This is a genomic window from Flectobacillus roseus, from assembly GCF_030056595.1.
GTDB classification, from domain to species: domain Bacteria; phylum Bacteroidota; class Bacteroidia; order Cytophagales; family Spirosomataceae; genus Flectobacillus; species Flectobacillus roseus.
On record NZ_JASHIF010000024.1, the window covers coordinates 1 to 21433 of the forward strand.

The 21433-nt window shown below is 36.6% G+C and carries 18 protein-coding genes; 6 read left to right on the plus strand and 12 right to left on the minus strand.

The features are described 5' to 3' along the window. Positions 1-315: 315 nt before the first annotated feature. A complete protein-coding gene (locus QM524_RS22050; RefSeq protein WP_283346256.1) occupies positions 316-3144 on the plus strand; it encodes a glycosyl hydrolase in 2829 nt (942 codons plus the stop codon). 221 nt (positions 3145-3365) lie between these two features. Here QM524_RS22050 and QM524_RS22055 read toward each other — a convergent pair whose 3' ends face one another. The 11 genes from QM524_RS22055 to QM524_RS22105 form a co-directional block, all read right to left on the minus strand. Then, entirely contained in the window at positions 3366-3857 is a 492-nt protein-coding gene (locus tag QM524_RS22055; RefSeq protein ID WP_283346257.1) for a hypothetical protein, read from the minus strand. Positions 3858-4073: 216 nt separating this feature from the next. Further along, positions 4074-4298, minus strand: a complete 225-nt coding sequence (locus QM524_RS22060) for a hypothetical protein (RefSeq protein WP_283346258.1) — start codon at positions 4296-4298, stop codon at positions 4074-4076. Between the two features lie 9 nt (positions 4299-4307). After that, positions 4308-4820 carry a hypothetical protein gene (locus tag QM524_RS22065; protein WP_283346259.1) on the minus strand — a complete coding sequence of 171 codons (513 nt, stop codon included), beginning with the start codon at positions 4818-4820 and terminating at the stop codon, positions 4308-4310. A 244-nt stretch (positions 4821-5064) separates the two neighbouring features. Beyond that, positions 5065-5967, minus strand: a complete 903-nt coding sequence (locus QM524_RS22070; protein WP_283346260.1) for a YwqG family protein — start codon at positions 5965-5967, stop codon at positions 5065-5067. 260 nt (positions 5968-6227) lie between these two features. Next, positions 6228-6863 carry a hypothetical protein gene (locus QM524_RS22075; RefSeq protein ID WP_283346261.1) on the minus strand — a complete coding sequence of 212 codons (636 nt, stop codon included), beginning with the start codon at positions 6861-6863 and terminating at the stop codon, positions 6228-6230. Between the two features lie 659 nt (positions 6864-7522). After that, positions 7523-8428, minus strand: a complete 906-nt coding sequence (locus tag QM524_RS22080; protein ID WP_283346262.1) for a peptidase associated/transthyretin-like domain-containing protein — start codon at positions 8426-8428, stop codon at positions 7523-7525. Between the two features lie 755 nt (positions 8429-9183). Continuing rightward, entirely contained in the window at positions 9184-10047 is an 864-nt protein-coding gene (locus tag QM524_RS22085) for a hypothetical protein (protein WP_283346263.1), read from the minus strand. Further along, positions 10044-10910: a hypothetical protein gene (locus QM524_RS22090; RefSeq protein ID WP_283346264.1), complete on the minus strand. Its 867-nt coding sequence runs from the start codon at positions 10908-10910 to the stop codon at positions 10044-10046. The genes QM524_RS22085 and QM524_RS22090 overlap by 4 nt, the downstream gene beginning before the upstream one ends. Before the next feature lie 13 nt (positions 10911-10923). Then, positions 10924-11469, minus strand: coding sequence for a hypothetical protein (locus QM524_RS22095; protein ID WP_283346265.1), 546 nt, complete (start codon positions 11467-11469; stop codon positions 10924-10926). 72 nt (positions 11470-11541) lie between these two features. Further along, entirely contained in the window at positions 11542-12234 is a 693-nt protein-coding gene (locus tag QM524_RS22100; RefSeq protein ID WP_283346266.1) for a hypothetical protein, read from the minus strand. 169 nt (positions 12235-12403) lie between these two features. Continuing rightward, the gene (locus tag QM524_RS22105) at positions 12404-13579 is read right to left on the minus strand and encodes a patatin-like phospholipase family protein (RefSeq protein WP_283346267.1); all 1176 of its coding nucleotides are present in this window, start codon (positions 13577-13579) and stop codon (positions 12404-12406) included. Positions 13580-13796: 217 nt separating this feature from the next. Between QM524_RS22105 and QM524_RS22110 the strand changes: the two genes are divergently transcribed. From QM524_RS22110 to QM524_RS22130, 5 genes are all read left to right on the plus strand, one after another. Continuing rightward, on the plus strand, positions 13797-15731 hold the full coding sequence (locus QM524_RS22110) for a glycoside hydrolase family 127 protein (RefSeq protein ID WP_283346268.1): 1935 nt from the start codon (positions 13797-13799) through the stop codon (positions 15729-15731). 24 nt (positions 15732-15755) lie between these two features. Continuing rightward, positions 15756-17348 (plus strand): hypothetical protein, encoded by a 1593-nt coding sequence (locus QM524_RS22115; RefSeq protein ID WP_283346269.1) that lies wholly within the window; start codon positions 15756-15758, stop codon positions 17346-17348. 8 nt (positions 17349-17356) lie between these two features. Next, positions 17357-18415, plus strand: coding sequence for a serine hydrolase domain-containing protein (locus QM524_RS22120; protein ID WP_283346270.1), 1059 nt, complete (start codon positions 17357-17359; stop codon positions 18413-18415). Positions 18416-18542: 127 nt separating this feature from the next. Then, positions 18543-18806, plus strand: coding sequence for a hypothetical protein (locus QM524_RS22125; protein ID WP_283346271.1), 264 nt, complete (start codon positions 18543-18545; stop codon positions 18804-18806). Next, positions 18788-19195 carry a type II toxin-antitoxin system VapC family toxin gene (locus QM524_RS22130; RefSeq protein WP_283346272.1) on the plus strand — a complete coding sequence of 136 codons (408 nt, stop codon included), beginning with the start codon at positions 18788-18790 and terminating at the stop codon, positions 19193-19195. Before QM524_RS22125 ends, QM524_RS22130 begins: the two co-directional genes overlap by 19 nt. Before the next feature lie 464 nt (positions 19196-19659). Here QM524_RS22130 and QM524_RS22135 read toward each other — a convergent pair whose 3' ends face one another. Continuing rightward, positions 19660-21423: a RagB/SusD family nutrient uptake outer membrane protein gene (locus QM524_RS22135; RefSeq protein WP_283346273.1), complete on the minus strand. Its 1764-nt coding sequence runs from the start codon at positions 21421-21423 to the stop codon at positions 19660-19662. Positions 21424-21433: the final 10 nt, after the last annotated feature.

The following is a 21433-nucleotide window of genomic DNA, read 5'->3' on the forward strand; positions in this document are numbered from 1 at the left end:
ATTTCGCTTTCGAGCCGTTGGTTCATGGGAAGTGGGATGTTTTGGAGCTTGGTAACTACAAAACTCTTGCTTCCCTTTCTTTTTACCTAATTTGTCCCATTTTTTAGTAGGGTAGAGTATCTAATTTCTTCACTAACTACAATTATTTCTATAACATCACTCAAACTCATTTTCTTTACAGCTTTTATCCTTCACTCCTTTCATTAGAAATACCTATGCTTATGCTTTTAGTTTAACGGTGTCAAATGGTTTATGTATTTTCTAGTATATATACTGCTTGTCCGTACAAAACCTGATTTATAAATTAAAAAACTTATGCTTAAAAAAACACTTATCTTACCTCTTCTGGGGCTTGGCATCATGAGCCACGCCCAAACTCAATGGCCTGCTATTTCTACTGAAACAAAACCTTGGACACGCTGGTGGTGGAATGGTAGTCAAGTTACACCCAAAGGATTAACAGCTGCTTTAGAAAAATACAAACAAATAGGACTTGGTGGTACTGAAGTCACCGTTATATATGGCGTCCAAAATCAAGAAAAGGAGTTCATCAATTACCTTTCGCCTGATTGGGTAAAGGTGTTTGAACATACTCTTTCTGAAAGTAAGCGATTGGGAATGGGTATCGATTTAGCTAATGCCTCAGGCTGGCCTTTTGGTGGGCCTTGGGTAAGTCTTGATGATGCTTGTAAATACGTTGCTGAAAAATCTTGGACTTTGAAAGAAGGACAAACTTTGTCTGAATCGGTCACATATATCCAAAAACCTTTGCTTCAGGCAGGAAATAAGTCTCTCAATCTCAAAGACCTGAAAGAACCTTATTATCTCAATCCTAATTTACAGAAAGATTTTGTTGAGCAAATCCGCTTTGAGCACCCAATTCCTTTACAGGTTTTGATGGCTTATTCTGATAAAAATGAAATTTTGAATTTGACCGATAAAGTTGATAAAAATGGGCATTTGAACTGGACTGCCCCTAAAGGTGAGTGGAAGTTGTTGGCTTTATTTATGGGATTGCATGGCAAACAAGTCGAGCGTGCTGGTCCTGGTGGCGAGGGCGAAGTGATTGACCATTTTTCGACCAAAGCTATTCAAAACTATCTTACATATTTTGACAAAGCTTTCAAAAACGCCAATATTAGCCATCTACGTGGCTATTTCAACGATTCTTATGAGGTCGACGATGCCAAAGGTGAAAGCGATTGGACACCTGATATGTTTAATGAATTTCAAAAACGTAGAGGCTATGATTTAAGGAATTTTCTACCAGCACTTTTCGGAAAAGATACCCCAGAAAAAAATGCTCGTATTCTCTGTGATTATCGAGAAACGATCTCTGACTTAATCTTGGAAAAGTACATGGGTGTATGGAGTTCTTGGTCACATAAAAACAAGAAGATTATCCGTAACCAAAGCCATGGTGCACCTGCCAATATTTTGGATTTGTACATAGCAGCCGACATTCCTGAAGCAGAAGGAATGGAAGTGCCAAGACTCAAATTTGCGAGTTCAGCCGCTAACTTGACAGGTAAAAAACTCGTTGCCTCAGAAACTGCTACTTGGCTCAACGAGCATTTTGTTTCGAATTTAGCAGATGTCAAAAAGGCAATTGACTTGATGTTTTTGGGTGGTATCAACCATATTTTTTATCATGGAACAGCCTATTCTCCTGAAAATGAACCTTGGCCAGGCAGATTGTTTTATGCAGCTACAGAGTTTACACCTGCCAATCCTTGGTGGAAAGATTTCGCCTCTATCAACCAATATGTGACTCGTGTGCAGTCGTTTTTACAAAAATCTACTGCCGACAATGATGTACTTTTTTATTTTCCAATTTCAGATAGTTGGTCAAAACCAAGCAAATCGCTCTTGCGTCATTATGATGGTTTGGGCAAAGAATTAGGCTTACCAGAACTCTCACATTTGGCGGACGAATTGCTTGAAAAAGGCTATACCTACGATTTTATCTCTGATAGTCAACTACAAAAACTCAACGCTGCTGGTGGGAAAATTCAGTCGACAAATGCAAACTATAAGGTAATTCTGGTGCCAAAATGCACTTACATACCTTTGGCAACTATGCAAAAATTGAACGCCTTGGCAAAAGCAGGCGCCAAAGTTTTGTTTATCGACGCACTACCCGAATCGGTAGCTGGTTGGGGAAATCTGGAGGAAAAACAAAAGGCTTTTTCACAAATCAAAAATAGTATTCACTTACAACCATCCAACGAGTCAATTCAAAGCGCCAAAGTAGGCTTAGGACAAATCAGTGTAGGAAAATCCTTTGAAAAACTTTTGGCTTTCAATGGTGTTAAAGAGGAAACCTTATCACAACAGGGTTTGTCTTTTATTCGTAAAAAAATGGGTACTGAATCAGTCTATTTCATTTGGAATAAGAACGCAACTGGTTTTTCAGGATGGGTAAATCTACAAAGAAAAGGAATGAGTGTGGCTATTTTCAACCCTATGACTGGCGAATCAGGTATTGAAAAAGTACAAAATACAGGCTCGGAAACCTCGGTATTTATCTCGCTCCAACCTAATGAATCACTCATCGTAAAAGTTTCGCCAAGCCTTCTCAAAGGAAAAGAATATCCATTTTTCAAACCGTCTGAAAATACTCAGGAACTCAAGGGGAATTGGCAAGTCAGTTTTGTAGAAGGTGGTCCCGAACTTCCTGCTACCAGAACTATTACTAATTTAAGCTCTTGGACTACTTGGTCGGACGAGGCATTGAATCGTTTTTCGGGAACAGCCAGTTACAATACTACTTTTGCCAAACCAACAGGCAATGCGCAACACTGGATTTTGGATTTGGGAGAAGTACACGAAAGTGCACGAGTAATATTAAATGGTAACGCAATTGCGACCTTAGTCGGACCAAGTTTTACGGTAACAATCCCTAATGATTTGTTACACAACCAAAATACGTTGGAAATACAAGTGTCGAATTTGATGGCCAATCGTATGGCTTGGATGGACAAAAATGGAATGCCTTGGAAAAAGTATTATAATATCAACATGGCAGCCAAACGGTCAGAAAACCGTAATGCGGAAGGTCTTTTTGACGCCTCAAAATGGTCACCCAAACCATCTGGTTTAGTTGGTCCAGTAAGATTGATTGAGGTAAAACGGGTTGAGTAAGCTTTAATGGTGAATTGTGAATCACGGGTATAATCTTTAGTTATCAATACTTTACCTTCATAATCAATCTATTTATTTGTGTATGTTAAAAGCTATCGAATGATTCTCTTTTCTAAGTGAATCATTCGATAGCTTATTTATGGGGCGGTTTGCCTGACCGTTTTGAATAAAATAATGTGCTCTGTAGGAATGATATTTTATGAGTTAATGGAAATAGCTGGTCAACCAACTGAATAACAAATTTTAGTTACTCCTTGCAAATTGCCAATCTCAATGACTTCGATTAGGTTGTCAATATCCTGAGAGAAACAATCTTCGTCCTGTCCACCGAAATAGTATTTCCACTCATCGTTCAAATTCATTCTGCTTGAAAAGTCCGATTTATTTTGAATTAGGCTTTTTACATATTTCAAGTTGTCCAAGAATTGAGTTGAACTTATCCAACCAAATTGGAACTTTGTTTCGTCATCTTCTTCACAATGATTTACCTTGGGTTCTTGAATAAAGCTACAATCTGCTTCTAAAACTTTGTTCAATTCAGTAATTAATGGTTCACTGTCAGCATAATGTTTGCTCATCACTAAATTACAATAGCCTCTACTAAGACAATAAATGTCGTCTGAGGTATTTTCTGTACTCCATTTGTAAAATTGATTGCGTAGTTTATCTGACGCAATTTCTTTATTTAGTTTAAGACCTATGTCAAGTCCCATAATGTATTATTTTGTTTTGCTGTAAAATTAATTTTTGAGTGCGCTGAGCTCGACTCCTTTATTTTCCTCCTTCGTTTTTGAGGCTTGGACTCTAGGAATTGCTTATATCTATTTTTATTCTTTGCCAATCAATATAAACTCTTTAAGTACATCACCACAAATATTCTCTTTCGCTAGTTAGTCTGTAAGACACTGACTAATCTAACACCAGAAAAGCTATTGATGTAAAGTACCGAAAAGCTTAAAATTCAGGTTGCCAAGTTGTATCAAATTTCCTTGGTACTCATCGCAAAAGAAATTTCCTTTTGGCGTATATCTGTGTCCATTCTGAGTATTTGTTTTGTGGCTTAGATAGGTGTGGTTTTGTGGATGAACTGGTACCCATACCACTTTAATATCACTGCAACAGTTACCCGTATTACCAGAATTTGCTTTACTCATTCTCACTAGTCACTCTTTAATAATTGCCTTTAACTTAAACGTTTTCTGTCCTCTTTCAGGCAATACAGAATTTATTTTGGTGGTGAAGAAGTCTTTTATTAAATTCCAATCACTTGCATTCATTCCACCATTACCATTATTGTCAAGATTGTCAACTATTTTAAGATTACCAATAATTTCAAAATTGTCTCTAAATTTCATAAAGTCTTTTCTCCAAATAATTAGTCTATACGAACCTAAAAAGTATGGTTTTGTCTCAGGGTGTATATTCCACATTTGATTTAGTTCGATGTCGGAATATTTAAAATAGTCATTTTTTGTATTTCCAATTCCCCAAAAGTCACTACGCAAAATGTCTTCAACTGTCGGTTTATCTTCATTGTCGTAAGTTAAAGCAGCAAAAGAAAAGTTCTGTGGACTTTTCTCTTTAGATGTACTCGTACAAAGCAAAACTTTATACTTGTCATCAGCTGCTTTAAATATCAATAAGTCTCCCTGATTTATATAGGTTATTTTTTTCATTAAGTTGTCCTTCTTTACATTGATGGTGACGACCAGGGCTTGTGGTCAGGTGGGGAATTTGAAACACCTTCGCCCGAACGAAATCCGATATAAATTAATGATTATGAACTACTTAACAGTATCAAAAGACTTCCGTCAGCCGAAACAAAGGTGTGAAAAAATTCCCAAAGTTGAGGTTTATTCCGTCAAGCCCCACTTTCCACAAACCCATGTTTGCAGTCGTTCTTTTTAGTCACTATCCAGTCTAACTGCATTGAAGACTAATCCAAGCTCTGTCAAATTGCTTATTTATCAAGTCCTCTTTTTTTATCCAAAAATAAAGTCGTCCACAGTCGCCCCACATCATTTCATTCTCATCGTTACTGTCAATTTGCAAAAGAAGTCGCCAATTCTTAGCATTTGGTTCAAGTTTTTTTGCTCTTGGGTCATCGTAGCCTGATGGGTCGCCACAATAAAGTCCATTCGTTACAAGCTCACATTCCAATTCCATTTCACCTTGAATATTGTCTGAATAACCGAGAAGTTTATTTATGTTTCCGTCTTCGTATATTTTATCATAGTAAATATCAGCTTCATCGTCTGTAAAACTCATTTCTTCATCCAATCCATAACCATATGATGGTAGACTAATTTCTTGTTTTGCCTCTATTGAACAGGGTTTAAACCTTGAATTTTCTAAATCCACTGGAAAATCAAACCGCTTCAAAGTTGTCAAATCCTCATCAAAGTATATTATTTTGAACTTATTTTGGTCTTTGGTGTCAAATCCCCAAGCATCTTGCGCTTCTGTATAGAAAAAATATAGTATGCCACTTTTGGGTAAAAGATTTTCGCTGTCAAACTGTGATATTTCTGATAGGTTAATTTGAGCAATAAATGAAAGGGATTTAGTAATCGTCTGTTCAGTTTCTTTTCCGAAAATCCAAAGTTTTTTTGAGATTATTGTTTTAGTTTCGGTAAACCACGAAAAACTTGCAGGCAAATCTGGCTGTCCACCAATTTTCGACTGTCCAACAGGAATTTCATCATCACTGCATGAAGTCAAATAAAGCCTGATTGTGTTGCGAACTATTGGCTCTAACTTGTCAAAATACTTATCAAGTCCGTTTGCTTTAAGTCTGTCAAAAAGTTGTTCTTTATTATCCATGCGATGTTTTTATAGAATTACCACCAACGATTATATAAGTGCAATATAATTAAAACTTATTGCGTCTATAAAACCAATATGGAATATAAACGAAACTATGAATCATGCCAAGCATTTTCTTAACTAAAGTCAATATACGTATATTATCGAAGCTACCTGTAAGCTGTTTGTTCATAGGTATATATAAGACCGCCTCGACAACTCGCTACAGCACGGTTAAACACTCAGATAACCACGACTTCCAACTATATCATTTTATTTCAATTTGTCTGTTTTTTGAGTTTGACTAGATCATCTACATAGTTGCCATAAATAGCGATTGCGTTTCCATTTTTTATGTCAAAATATGGTTTAGGAAACAACGTTTTGCGTTCGTCTTCTGATAAATGACTAATTGGAGACGAAACTTCTTCTTTAAACGAAATTTTCTCAGGTCTAATAGTAACCTTGTCTTTGTAATAATCGTTAGTGTATCTACGCGAATACGGACTTGCCCATTTATTATCAGCCGTCAAATACAAATCAAAATATTGGTATTTCTCATGATATAGCTCGCCTTTGTGAGGAGAAACAAAAAGAAGAACTGTCTTGAACTTGGAAAATGCAGGTTCACCATAATGGTCGTATGCAGTAAATGTAATCGTATCTTGTCTGAACGAACCATTAATTACTTGTAATATTTTGTATTTGGCGCGATATCGGTTATCAAGTTTTAATCCAACTGTTATAACTGTGTCTTTTCCCAGAATTGTCGTATCAGAAGAAGACTTTTCAGGTATGTATTTCACTTCTATTTTTTCTCCAATAAAGACCAACAAACTATCTTTTGAGGTTTGCCCGAATGACGAAGTCAGTGAAAGAAATAGTGTCACTAGTGTAATTGCTATAGTTTTCATAGAGTTGTAGTTAAATGATGTGTACGCAGAATGATAGGATATTGGGAATACCGAACAGAATCATTCAAATATACATCTCATTTGTATTTGTAGTTAAAATTATGAAATAAAATTAAAGTGTCCCCATTCGGCTAAAAAGGCTTTCTCGGTGGTGCAGATTAGCCTGTGATTTCACCTCCATCAGTATACCCACGATATGTTTTAAGGCCATATTCTCAGCGTAGTCTGGTCGCTGTTGCAGTGAATTTATGTGATTTTGTAGAGTCTCTTGAGAGTTCATAGTGTCGAATTTATTTTGTTGGCAATAGATGAGGCTTAGCTATATAGCTGTAGTACAATTCAAATATAGAGAAATAAAAATTGATTTCCATCTTGTGCAAAATTTTCAATTGTGACTAGGGAACTATTATAATTGCCAATAGGATCGGAGATCGGAATCCTTAGATTGAGTGAGTGCTGGCTTGGAAGCCAGCACTAGCGAGGGAGGTTATCTAGGTCTTTCCATTAATTGATGATTTAAATCGGAAGTTCTATTTGAATCTGGTGGCTACATATAGGAACAGAACAAATTGATTACTGTAATGAGAAGCTAATAGCGAGTACGCTCCCAGCTTATTATTTATATAAGTTATATAAAGCCGTAAACTGATTGTCTCTGATTAATTAATTAAAACATCAGCTCCAAATTTATATACATTCCCTTTAAGGCCTCTGTATACACTTCCATCACTGCGGCAAAACCATTCAAATTTTTTATTGTGTAAGGTCCAATTGTAACTATGTCCAACTTCGTCAGCATTAGAAACTTTGCTGACTGGGACATGCGGACAATTAGTAATAATCTTTAAATGATTCTCCCTACGAGCAGTGACACTTCTAAATGTACAGAAAAACTCCAGACCAATAAAAACGCCTTCTGGGGGAAATGGAATTTTGAACTCAGATACATCAATATGAATATTAGGAGTAAATCTGTCAACCTTCTTAATAATTTCTTTGGTCAACATATCTTGATCAGGCAAACCATCCTTTCCTACAGAAAATACCCTAATTCGAACACTAGAATTACTTTTTTCAGTAAGGTCTACGTGTAGGTCAAAGTGTAATTTGTTCAGAAGACCAACGCCACCTGTTGTATTTTTTATATGATTGGTAAATATTTCAAAATCTGATATACCCCCTGGAGTGGCTTTATTGGAAAGCGTATTTTCGTTATAATAGCCTAAAGATATTTTCTTAAGCTTTTGGGGTTTAACTACTACTTGTTGCAACTCAATAATTTTTGGGCTCAAGTAAATAGTATTGTTAGCTAAATGTTTAATATCCTCATAAGTGAGTATAACCTCATTATAACTTAAATGCTTTATATATAAAGTGTCATTGGTATTAATATTTAACACAGCAGATCCATCTTCACTAGAATAAGATCCGACACCTCTTTGTGTGTAAATTGAAGCAAGGGCAATTGGTAAGTTTGTTCCCCTATCGATAATAATTAATTTCGTATTCTGAGCGAATACAATGTTTGTAATGATAAAAAAGATTATTATTAGATAATATTTCATAATGTAATAAATAAAATTAGTCTTTTGGAAATCAAAAGACTAATTAGTAAAACTCATAAAAGTATCATATCAACCTTGCGGTCCAGACTGATCCTCTTGACAAGGATCATATTCAAGAACTCTGTTATTTCCATCACGGTATATGACCCTTTCAGACCATTTAATGCCAAATAACCAGAACTCTTGGATTTCCATTGTATAAGCTCCCCCAGTTGCTGTACAGGTAAAAGATCCTCTAAATGTAGACTCCCATCCAGTGGCACTAGCAATCTTAGGATATAGAGTGAGTGACAGTAATAAACATACACCAAACATCCTTATTTTGGTGTACTTAAGTAGAAGTTTTTTTATTGTAGATTTTTTAATTTTTAAAACCTTTTGAAGGTAAAACTAAAAAGACACAAATACAAGAATTTACCTACAATATTCTTTATTAAATGTTATTATTTGACACTTGTCATGAGTAAGTCAATATACATATCTATAGAACAGTCGACTTATAGAGGTATTACTGAATACTTCTAGTTTTTAGTATTTTTTAAAATATTTAGAAATTATTTGATTTGATTGTGCTCTGAACCGTTCTTCGGCGTCGTTCTATACTCTATGATAATCTTAACTCCTCAATAAATATGTCGGTCTAAGGTAATTTTGATTTAATTGTTCGGTATTGACTTCGGTATTTGCAATACTATGTCATTTACTTGACTCAATTATAGAGTAAGTGTTGTTAAAAATTCTATTCAACTTTCTATTCAATTCTTAGTGGGATTGCCATGTTTGTTCACTAAAAAGTTTTTCGGACTAACATTTTGTTTAATTAATGCTGTGTCCAGCTGGGTTAAATTGATACTGCCTTTAAACGGTTCAGAGTAATATACAATGGTATCATTGAGCATTTTTAAGCGTAAGGTCGTTTCAAACTCTCCTCTGTAAGCTATGATTTTTGTAAAAATATATGAATTAGGTTTTACCGCTATTCCTCCATAACTATTTCCACAACTACTAAATTGCCAAAACTCAATCGGTTTCCAATTGCCATTTTTATCTTTTGCTTCTTGTATAATCATTAACCTTCCATCTTGTTCCTCCACTCTAATTGTTTTATTAGTTGGGTTAACGATGTAAACGGGATAGCCTTTGACCATCGTTTGATGATCCTTCCAAGTTTTTAATTTTGCCTGATAAACAAGGCTATCAATTATTATTTGATTTTTGGATTTGGGTCTTTCATCGTCTGGAATGTCTTCAAAAAGGAACGGTGGAAACGCCCATTGATAAAGGTTGACCGAAACTAATTTTGTATTGTCTACCAATAATTTCAATCCATCATGTTCTCTTAAAGACTTGAATAAAGTATCGCTACCGTTAAAGTCATCTATAAAAACATTTTCTCTAGTTGTGGTATCATTTACCTCGATATTTTCACCAAACTTCCAAACCGCTTCAATGTATGTTTGTGGTGTCGTCATCACTGCTGGAGAATAATAGTGTTCCGCAAGTTTCAATGTATCAGTTAATGGCGGAAATTTAAACTCATTACTACTTTTATCATTTTTGCATGATGTCAACGCGGTAAAAATCGACAACCAAAAGGTTAGTTCTCTTAGCTTTCTCATCGGATGGCTTTATAGGATCTGTGATAATATAGGGAATTCTTAATTTTTTTAACTCGATAATTCCCTTTCTTTTCGGTGTTAAATATAACTGGCAATATATAATTCATACGAATGAATTTACCATGACTATATAAAATATCCCACTGGGGAATTGATTTGACTACTCTAATGGCTTCTTTATCGAAGTCTTTGTTATATCCTCGAATAACCTCTGCGCGGTCTATCAATCCATGGATATTTGCCGAAAACTGCACAAATACTCTTATTTCTCCCTTAATTTTTGGTAAAATGCTCCAATTGATTTTTCTATCAATGAACTTCATTAATGCCTTTTGATTTGCTCTGTAAAAGGAAGTTCTAGATTTTGAGTTGTCATAAGATTTAATGCCCAAAAGTTTTCCCTCTTTAAATTGAAACTCTAATTCCTTTTCGTATATAGAACCATAACCCATGTGAACGTAATGTAACAATTTTCCTTGTGGCGAAATAAAAGTGTCAGTAACCCAAACTGCTTTTACTTTGCCGTTAACACACTTCTCGCCAAACAAATCTTTCAAGTCTGCTTTAGTTTCACGATGCTCATCGCAACAACTAAAAATGCCTGTTAAATAAATTTCGTTGTTAATAATCTCCCATTCAGCATAATAACCTCGCCAGCAGCTAGTTGAAGTACATTGATGCTTACTTCCCAAAAAGTTGGGGCGTGAGCTGCTTTTCGCATAAAGTTGTTCGAGAGGATTTGCATAAATTGGAATAGTATCTCCTTTATAAATCAGTAGGTCTGGTAATTGTGAACTAGAAAACCCTTTGAAATATGAAAGTGTCCATAAAAGTAAAGTGTAGAAATGAGTGTATTTTTTCATAATGTACTTATGGCTATCGTTTGGATTCGTTCATTATTTGCCAATGTTTAATATCACTGTCAAACTCTTCTTCGTCATCTGCAGGAGCATATTCAAGCTGGATATATGTCTTGGTAGAGTTGATAAGTTCTTGAATCTCCTTCTGGATTTCAAGGGCTTTATCATAATTATCAATTAATTGTCCTTCATCTGTGAGACTATTTTCTTCGATAGATATACCGAAAATGCTTGTCTGTAACAATTCTGGATAATACCCTTTTCTTTTAAAGTATAATTCAGTTTCTATATCTTGAAATTCAGCAAGTAAGATATGTTCAGAATAAAAACTCATAAAGCTGCCGAAATCACCAATTTTACTTTCTATATAGCCGTTTACAACAAGTTGCCAATACTGTTTTCGACGTTCATCTTGTTCGTCTGAATAAAACGAAAAATTTAAAAGAAGTTCATTTTCTAAGTACTTAACAGAGCATATTTCCAGTCCGCCATCATTCTCAAATTCGGGTGATGAAAACGCTTCTTCAAGTTCTATTGGCAAAATATTTTGTAATTCTTTCAATTTTAATCTCTGTGTTTTCTTATTGGTAAGTATCTATATTTGAAGAAGTTTATGGTACATCAAGCCGCAAAGCTACCAAAACTTCCACCAAGGTTTTTCATTCTTGATTTCTGTCGTACTGCTTTTTTTCTTTACAGTTACAAGCTTAAGTTGCTTTGTCCAAAGCTTAAAAGTTAGACCTTTGGGATTACCGTCGAAATCAAGTGGATATGGCAAACTTAATCTATTCATAAAGTCTATTAGTTGCCATTCTTCCTGTGCATATTCGTCCGTAGAATATGCTTTTTCAGTTTCTTCTTCTTCTAAATCCCACTTAACTAAATATTTGTCAATGTCGCTTGGTGTTACATTCTTTAAATATTGAGCAAGAATATTGGCATCGCCTTTCCAACTTTCGATTTCTTCGTCTGAAATGTTTTCATCCCAATAGTCTGGAATTGGATTGAACTGGTCAATTATTTGTCCATTATTATACAAAACATACATCCAAAAATCTCCATCGTGAATATGAAATGAGAATACTGTCGCATTTAATTCTCGTGACAAATAAGCCGAACTGTCATCCCATTCTACAAAGCCATTTGGATAGAAAATACTGACGTTTCCATTCTCTTCGTCGATGATGCAACAGTTGTCAGTAGATGAGTCAATGTGACTTTCTTCTTGAAGCCCACCATTAACAGAAATGGCATAATTTGTCAAACTGGTTATTACTTCGTTTTTTGTCCTACCAATTATTGATGAAAGTGCTAAAAAATTGCCCATGTTTTAGGTCTTTTAAAATTGGATATAACGTTTTCTCTATTTGTGGCGAGTATCCCACTCGACAACTCGTGGCAGTACAGTAGACTTCTTTTATTATCTTTATGATACTTCTTTTTTTGCTGCCGCCTGTTGGTCAGTGGGACACTGACCAGTGATGTAAAAATCGTCATCAAGCTGTCGGTAATTTATCTATCCAACTTGCTTTTTGAAGATGCTTTTTGAGTTTTTCTCGATAATCGCTATCCATGCCAGTCACTAACTTATTCTCCCCTTTCAGGTCTGATTGAAAACCATTTCTTTCCTGTACAAAATCTGCCACGGCTTCCCCTAATACCTTCATTAAAGGTAACATGTTCACATCTGCCATATTGATTTTCGCTAATTCTTTGTTACTAAGTTGATGTAGAGAATTAGCATCGATATTGTCTAATTTTCTGAGCGATTTATTAGGTAATTTCTTTATAGACTCTCGATCCAAAGAAAGTTGAAATCTTCGAAAATCGAGTCCTTTCATGAGTGTACTTCTAAGAAAATTCACCTGCATTTCACTAGCATCTTTGCTCGATTCATCCATGACATAATCCAACCAAAATAATACATCAAGTCCTTTGGGCTCGGCTATTTCTTCGAGAGGTACAAACCGAAACAAGCTTGCTGTACCAAAACTAAAAACGGTTGTGTTGTCGGAACTATATTTGTCTTTTCCGTTATAATGAAATGCCTCCATAAGCGCCGCCATCACAGGATTATTGTACACGGTAGTACCTCCATCGATAAAGCGTTCAAAAGGTTGAAAATACGTTGGCGCCGACATCGTAGCCTCCACCACAGCACGCATCAGGGCATCTTGATAGGTATCCACAATTTTGGAGCTTTCATTTTTATTAAAAAAAGTAAAAAACGTTTCTTCGCCAGCAACCATATCTTTGGCGGTGAAAAATAAATCTATTCCTGATGATTCGCCTAGATTTTTCAATGATTTATTACCAAAAATATCTTTACAAATAGCCCTGTAATTGATTTTATCGAATTGAGGAGGATTTGTGTAACGATTACCAAACGCTCGATCTTTAAAGATCTTTGTCGCTAAATCTTCATAGAGGGCTTCTATTTCGGTTGCGGATTTTTGATTCGCAATCAAACTTGCGATAATTGCTCCAGTAGATGTTCCTGCCACCATATCTACCCATTCATAGATAGGTGCACCTACGATTTCTTCTATTTTTTTTAAAAGCTGAATGGTAAAAATGCCTCGAATTCCTCCCCCATCAAAACTAAAAATCACCTTATTGTCTGGTGCAATATTAAGGGCTTGGCGTGCTTTAATTTTTGATTCAGTTGACATAAATTTTGTGTGTTATTGTTCGACCTGAAAGTGGGAATATTCTCGCAAACTAGCAAATTAGGTTTATTATATTTATTATCTGGTAAAAAATAGTATTTATCACATTTTTCAAACCCAAAAATTTAGAACATAAGGCCGTTTGAAAGATAATTTCTAAGAAAAAAAGGGTATCAAATAGGTCGTCGACTCATCTTTTCTGAAAACAAACCTTTTAACTATGTTCAGAAAAGGATTTTTCATTCTTGGAATAGTGTTACTTTTTTCATATTCCATTGAGGCTCAATCTCACTACCCCGGTCAGCACCAAGATAAGTTTGTCTTGCACGACCAATTATTTTCGCACATTCAGGCTTTCGATTTGCATCAAATTCGTTTGTTAGATGGTCGTTTCAAAGAAAATATGCTCCGCGAACAAGCATGGATTAAGCAACTGGATACCAAACGATTACTCCATAGTTTCAGAAATAATGCGGGCATTTATTCAGCCAATGAAGGAGGATATTTCGCCATGAAGAAATACGGTGGATGGGAATCGCTCGACTGTGATTTGAGAGGTCATACCACTGGACATTTGTTGTCTGGCTTGGCATTGATGTACGCTCAAACGGGTGATGATTATTACAAAATTAAAGCAGATTCTTTGATAAAAGGACTAGCAGAAGTGCAAACCACCTTGAATCAAGAGGGCTATTTGAGTGCTTTTCCACAAGAATTAATCAATCGAAATTTGGCTGGAAAAAGTGTGTGGGCACCTTGGTACACTTTACACAAAATCTATGCAGGATTAATTGACCAATATTTGTATTGTGACAATAAACAAGCGCTAGCAATAGCAGAAAAGATGGGCTTGTGGGCGTACAAAAAGCTCCAACCAATCTCGCCTGAACAACGTCGTATCATGCTTCGCAACGAGTTTGGGGGTATTAACGAGTCTTTCTATAATTTGTATGCTATTACGGGGAAAAAAGAATATCAATGGCTAGCGGAGTTCTTTTATCATAACGAAACCATCGACCCAATAAAGGAGGGAAAAGATGTACTTGACCCCAAACATGCCAACACCTTTATTCCTAAACTGTTGGGACTCGCTCGCAATTATGAAATTGAAGGAAAAGGCGATGCTGATACCATAGCAGCATTTTTCTGGAATACCGTCATCAATCATCACTCTTTTGCCACAGGAAGCAACAGCGACAAAGAACATTTTTTTAAGCCCGACGAACTTTCCAAGCACCTTTCGGGCTACACTGGCGAAACCTGTAATGTGTATAATATGCTCAAGTTAACACGCCATTTATACACGCATTCGGGTGATGTCAAATATGCCGACTATTACGAAAAAGCCTTATTCAATCATATCCTTGGTCAGCAAGACCCCGCTACGGGCATGGTGGCGTATTTTCTCCCGATGTTGGCAGGGGCGCATAAGGTGTATAGTACGCCCGAAAATTCCTTTTGGTGTTGTGTGGGAACTGGCTTTGAAAATCATGCGAAGTATAGCGAAGGTATTTACTATCATGATGCCAATTCGATATTTGTCAACTTATTTATTGCTTCTGAACTAAATTGGAAAGAACAAAATTTTAGCCTAAAACAAGAGACCATTTTCCCACAAAATGGACAAATGAAGTTTACCGTTACAGCAGCACCTTCACAGCCTTTGGGAATCAAAATTCGTTATCCATCTTGGGCAAAAAGTGTGATTGTGAAGTTGAATGGAAAGGTTCAAAAACTCAATAATCTTGCAGGAGAGTACATCTCATTGTTTCAGAAATGGAAAACCAATGATATCATCGAAGTGGAATTTCCGATGGAACTTAGCCTAAAACCCACCAATGATAATCCCAACAAAGTTGCCATTATGTATGGTCCCATTGTGCTAGCAGGCAAAATGGGTACCGCTCAGATGAACAGTCCAGCCCCCTATTCAGATGCAAGTGTGTACAACGACTATTACAAATATCAATACCATGTTCCTTCGGATATGATCACAAGTTTACACCTCAATCCACAAAGCTTGACATCTACAATAGAGAAGCTTTCCAATGAGACATTAACCTTCAAAACAAAGACAGAAGGCATTATTTTGCAACCACTTTACGATATTCACCGAGAACGCTATGTCGTGTATTGGGATATGATTCATGACTAAATTTTCTTGGCTAAAAATACTTTTATGAAGAAGTTGAACATCATTTTTACCCTCCTATTGCTGGGTATTTTCTCACATACGTACGCACAAGTCTGGCAATGGTCAGCTCCAGTGGAGGGGCTCATTAGCGAGGAAACCAACGCCCATCCGCAAGCATTTCTGTGGATTCCTGAGAATTGTAAGGAAGTAAAAGGCGTGGTCCTCGGAATGCACAATATGATAGAAGAAGGCATGTTAGAAAACGAAAACTTTAGGAAAAAGCTTACCGAGCTAGGTCTTGCCGAAGTTTGGGTTACACCCGTTTTAGAATTTCCTTTCGATTTTCATAAAGATGCCCCGAAGCATTTCCAAACCATGATGGATGCACTTGCAACAGTTTCGGGATATACCGAATTATCCAAAGCTCCAATAATTCCGCTCGGACACTCCGCCATGGCGACTTACCCTTGGAATTTTGGTGCTTGGAATCCTGCCAGAACTTTGGCAATCATTTCTGTTCATGGAGATACACCCCAAACCAACCTGACAGGCTATGGCAGAGCTAATCCAGACTGGGGAAATAGAACGATTGAAGGTGTACCAAGCCTATTTATTATGGGCGAATATGAATGGTGGGAAAAACGACTCGAACCAGGTTTTCAATATGTTTCCAAACACCCCAAAACACCGATTACTTTCTTTGCTGATGCTGGACACGGTCATTTTGACTATAATCAATCCATGGTCGATTATGTAGGATTATTTATTGAAAAAGCCGTTAAATACAGACTTTCGAAAAAAAACGGTGAAGTCTTACGACCTGTATATCCTCAAAATGGCTGGTTGATTGACCGTTGGCGAAAAGACTCCTTACCTATTTCTCCAGCTCGCCCCTATTCGCAATTTACAGGAAATAAATATACGGCATCTTGGTGTTTTGACAAAGAACATGCCCTAGCAACAGAGGCATTTTATGCAAAAGCTCGTAGCAAAAAAATGCAATATTTAGGATTGGTTCAGGAAGGGAAAATACTTGTTCCATCCAAAAATCATGCTCAATATCAACCTATTTTCAAGCCTTTGTCTGATGGTATTAGTTTTCGTTTCAAAGCTTTTTTTAGTGATACTTCCAAAACTAAGGAGGTTATTAATCACGCCAAAACACCGATTATGATAGACCGTATTTGTGGTCCTGTTAAAAAACTGGATAATAGTACTTTTCAAATTAGTTTTTACCGTATGGGGTTTAACAACAAAAAACGGAGTAATGCTATTTGGCTATTGGCGCATAATGAGGGCGATGAGATCTATAAATCTGTTGTTCAGCAATTTGAACTAAAGTTTCCTTTGCGCAATACGCAAGGTATCACACAAGAAATTTCTTTTGAAGCTATTCCAAACTCCCAAAAGAATGTGCGTTCTATTGCATTAAGAGCTACCTCAAATGCAGGACTTCCCATATATTTTTATGTAAAAGAAGGTCCTGCATTCATCAAAAATCAGCGATTAGTTTTCACCAAAATTCCACCAAAATCAAAGATGCCTCTTAAAGTAACCGTTGTAGCTTGGCAATATGGCATTATTGGAAAAGTACAATCTGCTGAACCAGTCGAACAAAGTTTTTGGATTGAAAAATAAGACACTCTATGAAACAACTCCTTATTATTCTTTGCTTGTGTGGGTGTTTTTGGTCAGCTTTTGCTCAGAAAACACCCAAGCGCTTTGTGTCTATTCAACAAAAAATTCAAACTTGGGTAGATAGTGGTCATTATGATGGCGCTTCAATCGTTGTTTTTCAAAAAAATGAAAAGATTTACCAAGCCTATTTTGGAAATTATGACAAAAATAAAGTTGTTTTCATTGCCTCAGCTGGCAAATGGTTGGCAGCAGCTACCATTGGAGTTTTGGTAGATGAGGGTATCCTCCACTGGGACGATCCTGTAAAAAAATGGCTTCCCGAATTTGAGGATACCAAAGGTAAGGCGACTTTAGCGCAACTTCTATCACATACTGCTGGCTATCCTGATTATCAACCCCAAGGTAACCCTGTCGATATATCTCAGGAATTAAAAAGCTCTGTTGACAACATTCTTCCTTTACCTGCCGATACATTATCAGGAACAAAATTCAAGTATGGAGGATTGTCTATGCAAGTTGCAGGTAGAATAGCAGAATTAGCTTCTGGTAAAAGCTGGGAAGAATTATTTCAAGAAAAAATTGCTCGCCCCCTTGAAATGACTCATACTCACTTTACTCCAGTCGATTCATCTGGTGGACATGCACCAATGTTGGGCGGCGGTGCTCGCTCTACCCTTCAGGACTATGCCAATTTTCTATCCTTGATTTTCAACAAAGGGATGTATAGAGGCAAAAGGATTTTATCTGAAAAGACCATTACTTTTATGCAGTCAGACCAAATAAAGCGTGCGAAAGTTCAGGCTGGGGAATTTGTCGAGCGGGCAAGGGGTCGAAAAGGAGCAGATATATATGGCATAGGTGAATGGCGCGAAGAAGTGAATACTCAAGGAGAAGCCACACTTCTTAGCAGTCCTTCGTGGGCAGGCGCATATCCTTGGATTGATAAAACCAATGGTGTTTATGGCTTTTTTCTGACTCATGTAACAGGTTTCAAAAAAGGGTTTTCGCCATTTTATACAAGTCATCAATTAGCTTTAGACGTCAGAAAAGCACTTTCTCAAAAATAATGTTGCCCTAGTTAGAGTTTTCTAGTTAAGTATCAAGTTGTTGTTTTTGCTGACGCAAGTTTGTGATAGATAACTTTAACAATGGCGAAAAACTGTTATATTTGGGTAACCTTAAAACGAAACAATTATGCTTACAGCCGTAGAAGGAGTTTACGATAATGGGCAAATCATACTGACTGAAGTGCCCAAATTTACCCACAAAGTAAAGGTCTTTGTCATGTTTACTGAGGAGGTAGTCAATGACCAAACTACTGTGGAAAGTAACCTAGTTCCTGCTCATACATTAAAAGGAAGTTTACGAGGGACTTGGAAAAATATTGATGATAAAGACAAAGAAGAAATTCACAAGCATTTTGACAACATCAGAAACGAATGGGAAAGAGATATTTAATTGATACAAATGTTGTATCTAAATATTTTGAGGAAACTCTTTCGGAACATGGACTTATGTTACTTGATCATGTGCTTGACAACGGACAGGCATATATCTCTGTAATTACTAGAATAGAACTTTTGAGTTTCGCACCAAAAAATCAAAACCTTTTGGCATCAATTAATATTTTTATTGATGCTTGCCAAGAATTTTGGATATCGGAGGAAATTGTGCAACAGACTATTAAGATTAGGAAAATGTATAAGGTAAAACTACCCGATGCAACTATCGCCTCAACAGCTATGTGTTATGACCTGATTTTACTCTCTGATAATGATTCTGATTTTGGTAAAATTCCAACCTTAAGATATATTAATCCACGTAAATATCAGTTAGCAACTAGCTAAATATCTAAAGCAGTATCACGTTAATTTGTTGCTGACGCAGGTTTGTTGGAAAAAATTCCAACAAAGGCGGAAAGACAATAAGGGCGAAATGTATTCATCAAGATAAAACATTTAGAAACTTCTATTGTATTTTTGAGAAAACTAAACCATAAACCCTTCAAACCGCAATCAAATGAATATTGTCGCTTTCGGTGCTTCTATTAGTAAAAACTCTATCAATAAAGCTTTTGCCCATTTTGTATCTTTGAGCGACATGATCTAAACTTATTAGATTTTAATAATTACCAGTTATATGACTTTTTGAAAGGTAAGAAAATACTGTTCCTATCTAGCATAGTATCGCGAACAATAACAAATTTGTTTGTGGCTGACGCAAGTTTGTTGGAAATAATTCCAACAAAGGCGCAAAGGTTAAAAAAAGAAGCCCTCGTTGAATTTATTTCCATCGAGGGCTTCTCTTTTTTTTACCAGCCTGGGTTTTGAACCATTTGCTTATTTCGGTCTATTTCCGATTGTGGAATTGGCCAGAAATAGTGTTTTTTCTCAAATACACGGGTTTCGAATACTGCTCTTTGGTAAAATTCGGTATCGGTAAAACTTGTACCTTTACTTACATTCATCCCATACATTGGTCCACCTTGGGTACTCTCTGCAATTTTCCATCTGCGTACATCAAATAAGCGATGTTCTTCAAATGCTAGTTCTATACGGCGTTCGTGACGAATACGCTCACGCATCTCTGCTTGTGATAAGCCCGTCGGCAAGGCAGGTATTCCAGCTCTTTCTCTCACTAGGTTAACATATTTAGCGATATCCGCACTATTGGGACTATATTCATTGAGTGCTTCGGCATAATTAAGGTACATTTCTGCTAAGCGAAAATATACCCACGATTGTGTTGTATATCTATTGTTGGGAACATCACTGTTTGGACTTACAAACTTGGTTAATAAATAACCCGTTTCGGTATGGTCATGCGAACCGTTTTTCCCAGAAGCTCCAGTCGCATACAACTGTATTGGCGTTCCTGACGCCCCTGTGAACACCCATGTATCATGGTTGTAAAGAATACTTACATAAAATCTTGGTTCTCGATTGAGATACATATTCCAATCCAAAGCTTTTGTATATTTGGTATCAGTTGTCGACAAACCTGTTTCAACGTAACCTGAACCAGCTTCATCAATCCGTTTACCGTTGGCCATGTGGTAGGCATCCACCATCTGTTGAGTTACCCCTAAGCCGTTCCAACCTTTCATTTGACGAGGTGCGGCATGGATGGTCCATTTATTTGTATTGACACTAGAACGTCCCCAAATTACTTCACTGTTCCAACGGTCGATGAATACATCCCTGTAGGACACATACGGGTCTAGTTTGCCTGATGCATCCATTTTTTTGTATAAACCATTAGGCATCAAATCAATAACTGCCTTAGCAGCATCTGCTGCAAGTTTCCATTTATTAGCATCGTAATTATTGGTTATTAACGCCTTACCATCAGCATTTTTAAAACCAGCATAATCTTGATTATTTCCGTTATAAAGAGGACTCGCTGCATATAACAATACTCGCGCTTTGATAGCCATAACAGCTCTTTTATCAACTCGACCGTAGTCTATTACATTTTCAGTAACTGTTGGTAAATCTTTTGCTGCTAAATCTAGTTCATCAACAATATACTTTACGCACTCGTCGTAGGAATTTCTTGGTTTAGTAGTCTCTGAAGTTGAGGCATCTACTGGAATAATATTGGGTAATAACACGATTGGACCGTACTGATTTAGCAACATAGCATAGTAATAAGCACGTAAAGCTCTTGCCTCAGCCCTAGTCCTGACATTTATACCTGGTGTAACACCCTCACATTCAAGACATTTATCTACAGAATTAATATAAACAGTTGCTGCTCGTATACCTTTGTAGTAATATGAATATCGGTCGTAAGGTATGGAGGTTGGTCCCCAGTTCCCAGTGTTAATTGAGTTTGCGCCAATGGTTGTCCATACAAAATCGCCTTCATCTGAAATCGGTGTATAGTTTGCATATGGCTCAGCGGGGTCTGGCAGATAGCTGTAAACATTGGCTAGGTATTTCTCTACTTCCAATCTAGTTGTAAATACAGCGTCGATGGTCAGCATATCATCTGGTTGCTTATCCAAAAAATCTTCGCAAGAAATACTCATTGAACCAGCTATGAACAATAAAAAAATGGTGATTCTTTTCATAGTAATATTT

Coding starts and splice junctions, on each gene's coding strand:
- QM524_RS22125 (WP_283346271.1), top strand. CDS start 18,543: ATGCTTACAGCCGTAGAAGGAGTTTACGATAATGGGCAAATCATACTG.
- QM524_RS22105 (WP_283346267.1), bottom strand. CDS start 13,579: ATGTCAACTGAATCAAAAATTAAAGCACGCCAAGCCCTTAATATTGCA.
- QM524_RS22135 (WP_283346273.1), bottom strand. CDS start 21,423: ATGAAAAGAATCACCATTTTTTTATTGTTCATAGCTGGTTCAATGAGT.
- QM524_RS22130 (WP_283346272.1), top strand. CDS start 18,788: ATGGGAAAGAGATATTTAATTGATACAAATGTTGTATCTAAATATTTT.
- QM524_RS22060 (WP_283346258.1), bottom strand. CDS start 4,298: ATGAGTAAAGCAAATTCTGGTAATACGGGTAACTGTTGCAGTGATATT.
- QM524_RS22085 (WP_283346263.1), bottom strand. CDS start 10,047: ATGAGAAAGCTAAGAGAACTAACCTTTTGGTTGTCGATTTTTACCGCG.
- QM524_RS22070 (WP_283346260.1), bottom strand. CDS start 5,967: ATGGATAATAAAGAACAACTTTTTGACAGACTTAAAGCAAACGGACTT.
- QM524_RS22050 (WP_283346256.1), top strand. CDS start 316: ATGCTTAAAAAAACACTTATCTTACCTCTTCTGGGGCTTGGCATCATG.
- QM524_RS22055 (WP_283346257.1), bottom strand. CDS start 3,857: ATGGGACTTGACATAGGTCTTAAACTAAATAAAGAAATTGCGTCAGAT.
- QM524_RS22115 (WP_283346269.1), top strand. CDS start 15,756: ATGAAGAAGTTGAACATCATTTTTACCCTCCTATTGCTGGGTATTTTC.
- QM524_RS22100 (WP_283346266.1), bottom strand. CDS start 12,234: ATGGGCAATTTTTTAGCACTTTCATCAATAATTGGTAGGACAAAAAAC.
- QM524_RS22110 (WP_283346268.1), top strand. CDS start 13,797: ATGTTCAGAAAAGGATTTTTCATTCTTGGAATAGTGTTACTTTTTTCA.
- QM524_RS22080 (WP_283346262.1), bottom strand. CDS start 8,428: ATGAAATATTATCTAATAATAATCTTTTTTATCATTACAAACATTGTA.
- QM524_RS22090 (WP_283346264.1), bottom strand. CDS start 10,910: ATGAAAAAATACACTCATTTCTACACTTTACTTTTATGGACACTTTCA.
- QM524_RS22065 (WP_283346259.1), bottom strand. CDS start 4,820: ATGAAAAAAATAACCTATATAAATCAGGGAGACTTATTGATATTTAAA.
- QM524_RS22120 (WP_283346270.1), top strand. CDS start 17,357: ATGAAACAACTCCTTATTATTCTTTGCTTGTGTGGGTGTTTTTGGTCA.
- QM524_RS22075 (WP_283346261.1), bottom strand. CDS start 6,863: ATGAAAACTATAGCAATTACACTAGTGACACTATTTCTTTCACTGACT.